This is a genomic window from Klebsiella sp. CN_Kp097 (genome assembly GCF_040064495.1).
GTDB lineage: Bacteria > Pseudomonadota > Gammaproteobacteria > Enterobacterales > Enterobacteriaceae > Klebsiella > Klebsiella aerogenes.
The window spans coordinates 144,985-156,867 of sequence record NZ_JBEAIL010000004.1 but is presented as its reverse complement, the minus strand read 5'-3'; the positions used below and the strand labels follow the sequence as shown (position 1 = coordinate 156,867).

At 59.1% G+C, this 11,883-nt stretch carries 11 protein-coding genes; 10 read left to right on the top strand and 1 reads right to left on the bottom strand.

All coding sequences use genetic code 11. The features are described from left to right. Window positions 1-4 precede the first annotated feature (4 nt). The 6 genes from nuoI (at window position 5) to nuoN (ending at window position 6,413) form a co-directional block, all read left to right on the top strand. The gene (gene nuoI / locus ABLV07_RS06335; RefSeq protein WP_015365590.1) at window positions 5-547 is read left to right on the top strand and encodes an NADH-quinone oxidoreductase subunit NuoI; all 543 of its coding nucleotides are present in this window, start codon (window positions 5-7) and stop codon (window positions 545-547) included. A gap of 11 nt (window positions 548-558) precedes the next feature. Beyond that, window positions 559-1,113 carry an NADH-quinone oxidoreductase subunit J gene (nuoJ, locus tag ABLV07_RS06330; protein ID WP_015365591.1) on the top strand — a complete coding sequence of 185 codons (555 nt, stop codon included), beginning with the start codon at window positions 559-561 and terminating at the stop codon, window positions 1,111-1,113. Further along, complete coding sequence (nuoK, locus tag ABLV07_RS06325) at window positions 1,110-1,412, top strand: NADH-quinone oxidoreductase subunit NuoK (protein ID WP_004865088.1); 303 nt, start codon at window positions 1,110-1,112, stop codon at window positions 1,410-1,412. Before nuoJ ends, nuoK begins: the two co-directional genes overlap by 4 nt. After that, the gene (gene nuoL / locus ABLV07_RS06320; protein WP_348853349.1) at window positions 1,409-3,250 is read left to right on the top strand and encodes an NADH-quinone oxidoreductase subunit L; all 1,842 of its coding nucleotides are present in this window, start codon (window positions 1,409-1,411) and stop codon (window positions 3,248-3,250) included. The genes nuoK and nuoL overlap by 4 nt, the downstream gene beginning before the upstream one ends. A gap of 169 nt (window positions 3,251-3,419) precedes the next feature. Beyond that, on the top strand, window positions 3,420-4,949 hold the full coding sequence (nuoM, locus tag ABLV07_RS06315; protein WP_015365593.1) for an NADH-quinone oxidoreductase subunit M: 1,530 nt from the start codon (window positions 3,420-3,422) through the stop codon (window positions 4,947-4,949). 6 nt (window positions 4,950-4,955) lie between these two features. After that, window positions 4,956-6,413, top strand: coding sequence for an NADH-quinone oxidoreductase subunit NuoN (gene nuoN / locus ABLV07_RS06310; RefSeq protein WP_015365594.1), 1,458 nt, complete (start codon window positions 4,956-4,958; stop codon window positions 6,411-6,413). A 56-nt stretch (window positions 6,414-6,469) separates the two neighbouring features. On the opposite strand, the gene rnz is transcribed toward nuoN, so the two are convergent. Further along, the gene (gene rnz, locus ABLV07_RS06305; protein WP_015365595.1) at window positions 6,470-7,390 is read right to left on the bottom strand and encodes a ribonuclease Z; all 921 of its coding nucleotides are present in this window, start codon (window positions 7,388-7,390) and stop codon (window positions 6,470-6,472) included. A 56-nt stretch (window positions 7,391-7,446) separates the two neighbouring features. On the opposite strand from rnz, the gene ABLV07_RS06300 reads away from it, so the two are divergent. The 4 genes from ABLV07_RS06300 (at window position 7,447) to menH (ending at window position 11,879) form a co-directional block, all read left to right on the top strand. After that, window positions 7,447-7,908: a GNAT family N-acetyltransferase gene (locus ABLV07_RS06300; RefSeq protein ID WP_015365596.1), complete on the top strand. Its 462-nt coding sequence runs from the start codon at window positions 7,447-7,449 to the stop codon at window positions 7,906-7,908. Window positions 7,909-8,081: 173 nt separating this feature from the next. Continuing rightward, on the top strand, window positions 8,082-9,377 hold the full coding sequence (gene menF / locus ABLV07_RS06295) for an isochorismate synthase MenF (protein WP_042893857.1): 1,296 nt from the start codon (window positions 8,082-8,084) through the stop codon (window positions 9,375-9,377). 76 nt (window positions 9,378-9,453) lie between these two features. After that, window positions 9,454-11,124: a 2-succinyl-5-enolpyruvyl-6-hydroxy-3-cyclohexene-1-carboxylic-acid synthase gene (gene menD / locus ABLV07_RS06290; protein ID WP_015365598.1), complete on the top strand. Its 1,671-nt coding sequence runs from the start codon at window positions 9,454-9,456 to the stop codon at window positions 11,122-11,124. Beyond that, entirely contained in the window at window positions 11,121-11,879 is a 759-nt protein-coding gene (gene menH / locus ABLV07_RS06285) for a 2-succinyl-6-hydroxy-2,4-cyclohexadiene-1-carboxylate synthase (RefSeq protein WP_015365599.1), read from the top strand. The genes menD and menH overlap by 4 nt, the downstream gene beginning before the upstream one ends. The last annotated feature ends 4 nt before the right edge of the window (window positions 11,880-11,883 follow it).

Here is an 11,883-nt window from a genome sequence, read left to right as displayed (position 1 = left end):
GAACATGACCTTAAAAGAATTATTGGTAGGGTTCGGCACCCAGGTCCGCAGTATTTGCATGATCGGGATGCACGCCTTCGCCAAACGTGAAACTCAGATGTACCCGGAAGAGCCGGTATATCTGCCGCCGCGCTATCGTGGCCGTATCGTGCTGACGCGCGATCCGGACGGTGAGGAGCGCTGCGTTGCCTGTAACCTGTGTGCGGTAGCCTGCCCGGTTGGCTGTATTTCTCTGCAGAAAGCAGAGACCAAAGATGGCCGCTGGTACCCGGAGTTCTTCCGCATCAACTTCTCACGCTGCATTTTCTGCGGCCTGTGCGAAGAAGCATGCCCGACCACGGCGATTCAGTTGACCCCGGACTTCGAACTGGGCGAATACAAACGTCAGGATCTGGTGTACGAAAAAGAGGATCTGCTGATTTCCGGTCCGGGCAAATACCCGGAATATAACTTCTACCGGATGGCGGGTATGGCAATCGACGGCAAAGATAAGGGCGAAGCGGAAAACGAAGCTAAGCCAATCGACGTCAAGAGCCTGTTACCGTAAGGAGAGGGGCAATGGAATTCGCTTTTTATATCTGTGGCCTGATAGCCATCCTCGCAACCTTGCGGGTCGTCACCCACACCAATCCGGTGCACGCGCTGCTGTACCTGATCATTTCGCTGTTAGCGATTGCCGGGGTGTTTTTCTCGCTGGGCGCTTACTTCGCCGGTGCGCTGGAAATCATCGTTTACGCCGGGGCCATTATGGTGCTGTTCGTGTTCGTGGTGATGATGCTCAACCTGGGCGGCACCGAGATCGAACAGGAACGCAAATGGCTGCAGCCGGGGATCTGGATTGGCCCGGCCATCCTTTCCGCGGTGCTGCTGGTAGTTATCGTTTACGCCATCCTGGGCATTAATGACCAGGGTATCGACGGCGCGGCGATCAACGCCAAAGAAGTGGGTATTGCGCTGTTTGGGCCGTACGTCCTGGCGGTGGAGCTGGCCTCCATGCTGCTGCTGGCGGGCCTGGTTGTCGCCTTCCACATTGGCCGCGAAGAGCGCGCAGGTGAGGTGCTGAGCAACCGCGTGAATGACAGCGACAAAAGAAAAACGGAGGAACACGCATGATCCCCTTAACACATGGACTGATCCTCGCCGCCATCCTGTTTGTGCTCGGCCTGACTGGTCTTGTGATCCGCCGCAATCTGCTATTTATGCTGATTAGCCTGGAAATCATGATTAACGCCGCCGCGCTGGCATTCGTGGTCGCGGGAAGCTACTGGGGCCAGACTGATGGTCAGATTATGTATATCCTCGCCATCAGCCTCGCGGCTGCGGAAGCGAGTATCGGTCTGGCGCTGCTGCTGCAGCTCCATCGTCGCCGCCAGAACCTGAACATCGATTCAGTAAGTGAGTTGCGTGGATGAACATGCTTGCCTTAACCATTCTTCTGCCATTGATTGGCTTTGTGCTACTGGCCTTCTCCCGCGGACGCTGGTCGGAAAATCTTTCCGCCACCGTTGGGATGGGGTCGGTAGGCCTGGCGGCGCTGGTGACGGCGTACGTCGGCGTCGATTTTTTCGCTAACGGTAAACAGGCGGTCAGCGTACCGCTGTGGAACTGGATGTCGGTCGGTGATTTCAACATCGGCTTCAACCTGGTGCTGGATGGCCTGTCTCTGACCATGCTCTCCGTGGTTACCGGCGTCGGCTTCCTGATCCACATGTTCGCTTCCTGGTACATGCGCGGCGAAGAGGGCTACTCTCGCTTCTTCGCTTACACCAACCTGTTTATCGCCAGCATGGTCGTTCTGGTGCTGGCCGATAACCTGCTGTTAATGTACCTTGGTTGGGAAGGCGTGGGTCTATGTTCTTACCTGCTGATCGGTTTCTACTACACCGATCCGAAGAATAACGCCGCGGCGATGAAAGCGTTCGTGGTCACCCGCGTCGGCGACGTGTTCCTCGCCTTCGCGCTGTTCATTCTTTATAACGAACTGGGCACCCTGAACTTCCGCGAAATGGTTGAGCTGGCGCCGCAGCACTTCGCAAACGGCAGCACCACGCTGCAGTGGGCGACGCTGATGCTGCTCGGCGGCGCGGTCGGTAAATCCGCTCAGTTGCCGCTGCAAACGTGGCTTGCCGATGCGATGGCGGGCCCAACGCCGGTCTCTGCGCTGATCCACGCGGCTACCATGGTGACCGCGGGCGTGTACCTGATTGCCCGTACCCACGGCCTGTTCCTGATGACGCCGGAAGTGCTGCATCTGGTCGGTATCGTTGGCGCAATCACACTGGTGCTGGCGGGCTTCGCCGCGCTGGTGCAGACCGATATCAAACGTGTGCTGGCTTACTCGACCATGAGCCAGATTGGCTACATGTTCCTCGCGCTGGGCGTGCAGGCATGGGACGCAGCGATCTTCCACCTGATGACGCACGCGTTCTTTAAAGCGCTGCTGTTCCTGTCGTCCGGTTCGGTGATCCTCGCCTGCCATCATGAACAGAACATCTTCAAGATGGGCGGCCTGCGCAAATCCATTCCGCTGGTTTATGTCTGCTTCCTGGTGGGGGGCGCGGCGCTGTCCGCTCTGCCGCTTATCACCGCAGGCTTCTTCAGTAAGGATGAGATTCTGGCTGGCGCGATGGCCAACGGTCATATCAATCTGATGGTAGCGGGCCTGGTCGGCGCCTTTATGACCTCGCTGTATACCTTCCGTCTGATTTTCATCGTGTTCCACGGTAAAGAGCAAATTCACGCGCACGCAGGGAAGGGGATTACCCACCATCTGCCGCTGATTGTGCTGCTGATTCTGTCCACCTTCGTTGGCGCGCTGATTGTGCCGCCGCTGGAAGGCGTACTGCCGCAGACCACTGAGCTCGCTCACGGTAGCGTGATGACGCTGGAAATGACCTCCGGGATTATCGCTATCGCCGGCATCCTGATCGCCGCATGGCTGTGGCTGGGCAAACGTACGCTGGTGACTTCCATCGCCAACAGCGCGCCTGGCCGCTTCTTCGGCACCTGGTGGTTCCATGCCTGGGGCTTCGACTGGTTATACGACAAAGTGTTCGTCAAACCATTCCTCGGCATTGCCTGGCTGCTGAAGAGCGATCCGCTGAACTCGTTGATGAATATCCCGGCGATTCTGTCCCGCTTCGCAGGCAAAGGTCTGCTGGTGAGCGAGAACGGCTATCTGCGCTGGTATGTGGCTTCAATGAGCATTGGCGCGGTGGTGGTGCTGGCTCTGCTGATGGTACTGCGTTGATTTGAGCGCGCGGTTTTGCCCGGTGGCGCTTTGCTTACCGGGCCTACGAAACCGTAGGTCGGGTAAGCGAAGTGCCACCCGACACAACAAATCGCCCTCAAACGTGAATGTAGTCGAATTCGTTGAAAATCGGTCCTGAACGGGACTTTAACAAGGAATAAAAATCGCCATGTTATTACCCTGGCTAATATTAATCCCCTTTATTGGCGGCTTCCTGTGCTGGCAGACTGAACGCTTTGGCGTGAAACTGCCGCGCTGGATCGCGCTGATTACCATGGGACTGACGCTGGTGCTTGGCCTGCAGCTGTGGATGCAGGGCGGCTATTCTCTGACGCAATCCGCGGGGATTCCGCAGTGGCAGTCGGAATTCGTGCTGCCGTGGATCCCACGTTTCGGCATTAGCATCCATCTGGCGATTGACGGTCTGTCGCTGCTCATGGTGGTGCTGACCGGCCTGCTCGGCGTGTTGGCGGTGCTCTGTTCCTGGCGCGAAATCGAAAAGTACCAGGGCTTCTTCCACCTCAACCTGATGTGGATCCTGGGCGGCGTCATCGGGGTATTCCTCGCCATCGACATGTTCCTGTTCTTCTTCTTCTGGGAAATGATGTTGGTGCCGATGTACTTCCTGATCGCGCTGTGGGGGCACAAAGCCTCTGACGGTAAAACGCGTATCACGGCGGCCACCAAGTTCTTCATCTATACCCAGGCGAGCGGTCTGGTGATGCTGATCGCCATTCTGGCGCTGGCATTCGTCCACTTCAACGCCACCGGCGTGTGGACCTTCAACTATGAAGAGCTGCTGAAAACTCCGATGTCTCACGGCGTGGAATACATGCTAATGCTCGGCTTCTTCATCGCCTTCGCGGTGAAAATGCCGGTAGTACCGCTGCACGGCTGGCTACCGGACGCCCACTCCCAGGCGCCGACTGCCGGTTCCGTCGACCTCGCGGGCATCTTGCTGAAAACCGCGGCCTACGGTCTGCTGCGCTTTGCGCTGCCGCTGTTCCCGAACGCTTCCGCCGAGTTTGCGCCAATCGCCATGTGGCTGGGCGTGATCGGTATCTTCTACGGCGCGTGGATGGCCTTCGCCCAGACCGATATCAAACGTCTGATTGCTTACACCTCCGTTTCCCACATGGGCTTCGTGCTGATTGCTATCTACACCGGTAGCCAGCTGGCTTATCAAGGGGCGGTGATTCAGATGATTGCCCACGGTCTGTCCGCGGCGGGTCTGTTCATTCTGTGCGGCCAGCTGTACGAACGTCTGCACACCCGCGATATGCGCCAGATGGGCGGCTTGTGGAGCAAAATTAAATGGCTGCCGGCGATGTCGATGTTCTTCGCTGTCGCCACCCTGGGGATGCCGGGCACCGGTAACTTTGTCGGCGAATTTATGATTCTGTTCGGCAGCTATAAAGTGGTGCCGGTGATTACCGTTATCTCGACCTTTGGTCTGGTATTCGCTTCCGTTTACTCGCTGTCGATGCTGCATCGCGCCTACTTCGGTAAGGCGAAAAGCGAAATCGCGACGAAAGAGCTGCCGGGGATGTCCCTGCGTGAACTGTCTATCATCCTGCTGCTGGTGGTGCTGCTGGTGCTGTTGGGCTTCTTCCCGCAGCCGATTCTTGACACCTCGCATGCTGCGATGAGCAACATTCAGCAGTGGTTTGTTAATTCTGTTTCTACTACAAGGCCGTAATTCGCCATGACAATAACTCCACAACAACTGATCGCACTGCTACCGCTGCTGATCGTCGGCTTGACGGTGGTGGTTGTGATGCTCTCCATTGCGTGGCGACGCAATCATTTTCTCAATGCCACGTTGTCGGTTCTCGGACTTAACGCCGCGCTGGTCTCGCTCTGGTTTGTTGGTCAGAACGGGGCGATGGACGTCACCCCGCTGATCCGCGTTGACGGTTACTCGATGCTCTATACCGGGCTGGTGCTGTTGGCGAGCCTCGCGACCTGTACTTTCGCCTACCCATGGCTTGAGGGTTACAAGGACAATAAAGAAGAGTTCTACCTGCTGGTGCTGATCGCCGCACTGGGTGGCATTCTGCTGGCCGGCGCCAATCACCTGGCCTCGCTGTTCCTCGGTATCGAATTGATTTCGCTGCCGTTGTTCGGCCTGGTCGGTTACGCCTTCCGCCAGAAACGTTCGCTGGAAGCGAGCATCAAATACACCATCCTCTCCGCGGCAGCCTCGTCTTTCCTGCTGTTCGGTATGGCGCTGGTGTATGCGAATTCCGGTAACCTGTCCTTCCTCGCGCTGGGCAAGAGCCTGGCTGACAACGCGCTGCACGAGCCGCTTCTGCTGGCGGGCCTCGGTCTGATGATCGTCGGTCTTGGCTTTAAATTGTCGCTGGTGCCGTTCCACCTGTGGACGCCGGATGTATACCAGGGCGCGCCTGCGCCGGTATCCACCTTCCTGGCGACCGCCAGCAAGATTGCCATCTTCGGCGTGGTGATGCGTCTGTTCCTGTACATGCCGGTGGGCGACAGTGAAGCGGTACGCGTGGTGCTGGGCCTGATCGCCTTCGCCTCTATCATCTTCGGTAACCTGATGGCGCTGAGCCAGACCAACATTAAGCGTCTGCTCGGTTACTCTTCCATCTCACACCTTGGCTATCTGCTGGTGGCGTTAATCGCCCTGCAGAGCGGCGAAATGTCGATGGAAGCCGTTGGCGTCTACCTGGCCGGTTATCTGTTCAGCAGCCTCGGCGCGTTCGGCGTGGTCAGCCTGATGTCCAGCCCGTACCGCGGTCCGGATGCTGACTCGCTGTTCTCCTACCGTGGTCTTTTCTGGCACCGTCCGATCCTGTCGGCGGTAATGACGGTGATGATGCTGTCGCTGGCCGGTATCCCGATGACCCTCGGCTTTATCGGTAAGTTCTACGTGCTGGCCGTCGGTGTGCATGCGCACCTGTGGTGGCTGGTTGCCGCGGTGGTGATCGGCTCGGCGATTGGTCTCTACTACTATCTGCGCGTTGCCGTCAGCTTGTACCTCAGCGCCCCGGAGCAGTTGAACCGCGATGCGCCGTCAAACTGGCAGTACAGCGCCGGCGGTATCGTAGTGCTGATCTCCGCGCTGCTGGTGCTGGTGCTCGGCGTGTGGCCGCAGCCGCTGATTAGCATCGTGCAGCTGGCGACGCCGCTGATGTAATCTGCGCTATAAATAAAAAACCGCCGACTTGTCGGCGGTTTTTTTATGCCTGCGGTTTACGCCAGCCGATAGACCATAAAATCTTCCGCCAGTAGCGTATTGGCGAAAATCTCCCGGCATTCCGCCAGCATACGCAGGCAGCCTTCGGCATCGTAGCGCGAGCTAAAGTGGGTGGCGATTAGCGTGCCGACCCCCGCTTCTTTGGCAAGCGCCGCGGTTTGCTGACTGGAAGAGTGGCCACGGCTATTGGCTTTCTCCGCCATCGCCTGCTCAAGCGTGGTTTCGTGGACTATCACATCCGCGCCGCGCGCCATCTCCAGCGCCTGCGGGCAGGGGGCGGTATCGCCAAAAATGGCCAGCGTTTTACCCGGCGTCGATGGTCCCAGATAGCGGCTACCGTCGATGACCCGGCCATCTTCCAGTTCAACACGCTGGCCGAGCTTGAGCTGATGGAACAGCGGCCCCGGACGCACGCCATCGGCAATCAGTTGGGCGGCATCGAGCGTTCCGGGCTTGTCATGCTGTTCGATGCGGTAGCCGTAGCACTCCACCGGATGACTGAGCGGGTACGCGCTGACCCGATAGCCATCTTCGTCGAAGACCAGGCCGGGGCCGACTTCGATGATAGTGAGCGGATAATCGGTCCACGAGCCGCTCAGGCGCAGTGCGGTTTCGATGAATTCTTTAATCCCTTTTGGCCCGTAAACCGTCAGCGGCAGCGAGTTTCCCTGCATCGAGCGGCTGCACAACAGGCCGGGCAGGCCGAACAGATGATCGCCGTGCAGGTGAGTGATGAAAATTTTATTCAGTTTGCCTGGGTGGTAAGGGGTATGGAGAAACTGATGCTGGGTGCCTTCGCCGCAGTCAAACAACCACATTTCAGCGCTGGTGGGTTGTTGCAAATTCAGTATTATCGACGTCATATTACGCGTACGGGTCGGCACGCCGGCGGATGTCCCCAAAAATGTTAATTCCATCGTCCAGTGTCCTCAGGCGAGTGGTAAAGCATCAGTATATCAATAAGGAGTCACAAATGATGACCTGGCAGGATTTACATCACAGCGAGCTCACCGTTGCTCAACTGTACGCCTTGCTGAAGCTGCGCAGCGCGGTGTTTGTCGTCGAACAACGCTGCGTCTATCAGGATATCGACGGCGATGATTTAGTCGGTGAGAACCGTCATCTGCTCGGCTGGCGCGACGGAGAGCTGGTGGCCTATGCGCGGATCCTCAAAAGCGAAGAGGAGTTCGAACCGGTGGTGATCGGTCGGGTTATCGTTAGCCCGTCCGTGCGCGGCGAGAAGCTGGGCTACCAGCTGATGGAGCAGGCGCTGGCCAGCTGCCGGCAGAACTGGCCGCAGAAGGCGATTTATCTTGGGGCGCAGGCGCATCTGCAGAAATTTTATGCCAGCTTTGGTTTTGTGCCGGTGACGGAGGTATACGATGAGGACGGTATTGCCCATATCGGTATGGCGCGTGACATCACAACTCATTAAGAAGCTAAATAGTAATAGCGTATCGCTATCAATTATCTATACTTTTCCTCCTGTAGCGAATCCAGTGGCTGGCGTTCGCCGGGCCTGTTAAGGTTCGCTCCCTCATGATGGGTACTGCTATTTATCGCAGCTACCCTTTATAATGTGGGGTTTTTAATTTCGTGGAGGTTCGCGTGCTGTCTGTTTCCACCGCGCTGGAAAGCCTGCTGGGCTGCCTGGCTGAAGATTTCCCTCCGTCACCCGGCACGCGAATTTTTGATATCCCATTCCCGTTAAACGACGCCTTCGACCCGTTACTGTGGTGCGCGCATCAGCCGTGCTGGCCGCAATTCTACTGGCAGCAGCGTAACGGCGATGAAGAGCTGGCGGCGCTGGGGGCAGTAACCACCTTTGCCTCTTTGTCCGCGGCGCATGATTTTTTATGCGCCCAGGGACGGGAAGATCTGCGCATCAGCGGGCTGAATGCGTTCGACCCGCAGCAGGGTCATCTGTTTCTGCCGCGGCTGGAGTGGCGCCGCCTGGGCGGCAAAGCGACTTTGCGGCTGGTGGTACACAGTGTGACCTCGCTGCAAGACGACGCGGCCGCCGCGCGGGCGTTTCTCCAATCATTAAATAGCGAGCAGGCGACGGCGGCATCGATGCCGCCGCTGCAAAGCGAGCAGCATGCGCCGGAATACCCGCAGTGGCGCGAGCTGATTACGCAGGCGACGCAGGCAATCGGCGCCGGCGAAATGGATAAGGTTGTGCTGGCGCGGGTCACGGATTTACGCTTTAGCGCGCCGCTGCAGGCGTTTGCCATTATGGCGGCCAGTCGGCGCAGCAATCTTAACTGTTTTCACTTCCTGATGGCCTTTAGCCCACAGCAGGCGTTTCTCGGCTCCACGCCGGAACGGCTGTGGCGGCGACGCGGCGCGCTGCTGCGCACCGAAGCGCTGGCGGGCACCGTCGCTAATCATCACGATGACGCCCGTGCGCAGCAGTTGGCCGATTGGCTAATGAAAGACGATAAAAACCAGCGGGAAAATATGCTGGTGGTGGAGGATATCTGCCAGCGTTTGCAGGGCGAGTCGCCGACGCTTGACGTTCTGCCGCCGCAGGTCGTACGCCTGCGTAAGGTGCAGCATCTCCGGCGCTGTATCTGGTGCGAACTGGCTGAGCCCGACGACAGCCGCTGTCTGCTGCAGCTGCAGCCTACCGCCGCGGTGGCGGGGCTGCCGCGCCAGGCGGCGCTGGCGTTCATCCGCCGCCATGAGCCTTTCACCCGCGAATGGTATGCCGGCTCCGCAGGTTATCTTTCACTGGCGCAAAGCGAGTTTTGCGTGGCGCTGCGTTCGGCAAAAGTCGAAAACGACACCCTGAGGCTGTATGCCGGGGCCGGTATTGTCAGCGGATCTGACCCGCAGCAGGAGTGGCAAGAAATAGAAAATAAAGCGGCGGGATTACGAACGTTATTACTTTCAGAAACGTAGAGAGACGACGTATATCAAAACGGCGCAACTCTGCCTTATCTATACTTAGCATCAATATTTGATACCGGACAATTTCATGTCAGTAAGCGCATTTAACCGACGCTGGGCGGCGGTGATCCTTGAAGCTTTAACCCGCCACGGCGTGCAGCACATTTGCATTGCCCCAGGCTCGCGCTCGACGCCCTTAACCCTGGCGGCGGCGGAAAACCGCGCTTTTATTCATCATACTCATTTTGACGAACGTGGTCTTGGCCACCTGGCGCTGGGACTGGCGAAGGCCAGCCGCCAGCCGGTGGCGGTGATTGTGACCTCCGGAACCGCAACTGCGAATCTCTATCCGGCGCTGATTGAAGCGGGCCTGACGGGTGAAAAACTGATCCTGCTGACCGCCGACCGCCCGCCGGAGCTTATCGACTGCGGCGCCAATCAGGCCATCCGCCAACCGGGAATGTTTGCTTCTCATCCTGCGCAGACCGTTTCTTTACCGCGTCCTTCGCAGGATATTTCCGCCCGCTGGTTGGTCTCGACCATCGATCAGGCGCTGGGCGAGCTGCATGCCGGCGGGGTGCATATCAACTGCCCGTTCGCTGAGCCGCTATATGGCGATATGGACGATAGCGGGCTGGAGTGGCAACAGCAGCTCGGCAACTGGTGGCAGAGCGATAAGCCCTGGCTGCGTCAGGCGCTGCAGATGGAGAGTGAGAAACAGCGCGACTGGTTCTTCTGGCGGCAAAAACGCGGCGTAGTGGTCGCGGGCAGGATGAGCGCCGCGGAAGGTAAAAAAGTGGCTGAATGGGCGCAGACCCTCGGCTGGCCGCTGATTGGCGATGTCCTGTCGCAGACCGGGCAGCCGTTGCCGTGCGCCGACCTGTGGCTGGGCAACGGTAAAGCGGTCAGCGAACTGGCGCAGGCGCAAATCGTCGTGCAACTCGGTAGCAGTCTGACCGGCAAACGCGTGCTCCAGTGGCAGGCGACCTGCGAGCCGGATGAATACTGGCTGGTGGATAATCTGCGCGGTCGCCTCGATCCGGCGCAGCACCGCGGTCGCCGTCTGCTCTCAAGCGTTGAGCGCTGGCTCGAATTGCATCCGGCGGAGAAACGCCAGCCGTGGGCGACGGTGATCCCGCAGCTTGCCGGGCAGGCGTGGCAGGCCGCCGTCGCCAGCAACGAGCCTTTTGGCGAAGCGCAGCTGGCGCAGCGCATTCGGCGCTATTTGCCGGATCAGGGACAGCTGTTTGTTGGCAACAGTTTAGTGGTACGCCTGATAGACGCGCTGGGGCAACTGCCGGCGGGTTATCCGGTCTATAGTAATCGCGGCGCCAGCGGCATTGATGGCCTGTTGGCGACCGCCGCCGGCGTGCAGCGGGCGAGCGCCCGGCCTACGCTTGCGATCGTCGGCGATCTTTCGGCGTTATACGATCTCAACTCGCTGGCCCTGCTGCGCCAGGCGTCGGCGCCGCTGGTGCTGATTGTGGTCAATAATAACGGCGGGCAGATTTTCTCTATGCTGCCGACGCCGCAGGACGAGCGCCGCCAGTTCTATTTAATGCCGCAGGACGTGGATTTCAGCCACGCGGCGGCGATGTTCGGTCTGGCTTATCACCGCCCTGATGACTGGCAGTCGCTGGATGAGGCGCTGGCAGGCGCGTGGCGCCGCGCCGGGGCGACGGTAATTGAGCTGGCGGTTAACGAGACCGATGGTACGCAGACTCTCCAGCAACTGCTGGCGCAGGTAAGTCGCCTGTGACGCTCAACGCGGCGGTTGAAAGCGGCCAGCCGGGTTATCCCTGGCTGGTATTCCTGCACGGCTTTTCCGGAGACCGCGACGAGTGGCGTACGGTTGGCGAAGCGTTTCCGGCCTGGCCGCGGCTGTATCTCGATCTGCCGGGGCACGGTGGCTCGGCGGATATCGCGGTTGATGGCTTTACCGGGGTTAGCGAATTACTGCAGGCTACGCTAAATAGTTACAACATCCTGGATTACTGGTTGGTTGGCTACTCCCTGGGCGGCCGGGTGGCGATGAACTTCGCCTGCCAGCCGCGCGCGGGCCTGCGCGGCCTGATCGTTGAGGGCGGACATCCGGGCCTGCAGGACGAAGCGTCGCGGCAGGCGCGGCGCGGCAATGATAGTGCCTGGGCGGAACGTTTTCGCCGCGAGCCGTTAGCGCAGGTCTTCGCCGATTGGTATCAGCAGCCGGTCTTCGCTTCGCTGAATGCGGCGCAGCGCGCGTCATTGGTCGCCCTACGTCGCCGCAATAACGGCGCTACGCTGGCGGCGATGCTGGAGGCGACCTCCCTTGCCCGGCAGGCCGATTTGCGCCCGTCTCTGCAGGCTCGCGATTTTCCTTTTCACTACCTGTGCGGCGAACGCGACGCCAAGTTTCGCGCTATCGCGCAAGCGCTCGCCGCCGATACCCATATCATTCACCATGCCGGACACAACGCGCACCGGGACAACCCCGAGGCGGTGATTGCCTGTCTGGCGCAGATTCTGGCAAGTTAACTGA

Coding starts and splice junctions, on each gene's coding strand:
- rnz (WP_015365595.1), bottom strand. CDS start 7,390: ATGGAATTAACATTTTTGGGGACATCCGCCGGCGTGCCGACCCGTACG.
- nuoN (WP_015365594.1), top strand. CDS start 4,956: ATGACAATAACTCCACAACAACTGATCGCACTGCTACCGCTGCTGATC.
- nuoJ (WP_015365591.1), top strand. CDS start 559: ATGGAATTCGCTTTTTATATCTGTGGCCTGATAGCCATCCTCGCAACC.
- nuoI (WP_015365590.1), top strand. CDS start 5: ATGACCTTAAAAGAATTATTGGTAGGGTTCGGCACCCAGGTCCGCAGT.
- nuoK (WP_004865088.1), top strand. CDS start 1,110: ATGATCCCCTTAACACATGGACTGATCCTCGCCGCCATCCTGTTTGTG.
- nuoL (WP_348853349.1), top strand. CDS start 1,409: ATGAACATGCTTGCCTTAACCATTCTTCTGCCATTGATTGGCTTTGTG.
- menD (WP_015365598.1), top strand. CDS start 9,454: ATGTCAGTAAGCGCATTTAACCGACGCTGGGCGGCGGTGATCCTTGAA.
- nuoM (WP_015365593.1), top strand. CDS start 3,420: ATGTTATTACCCTGGCTAATATTAATCCCCTTTATTGGCGGCTTCCTG.
- ABLV07_RS06300 (WP_015365596.1), top strand. CDS start 7,447: ATGATGACCTGGCAGGATTTACATCACAGCGAGCTCACCGTTGCTCAA.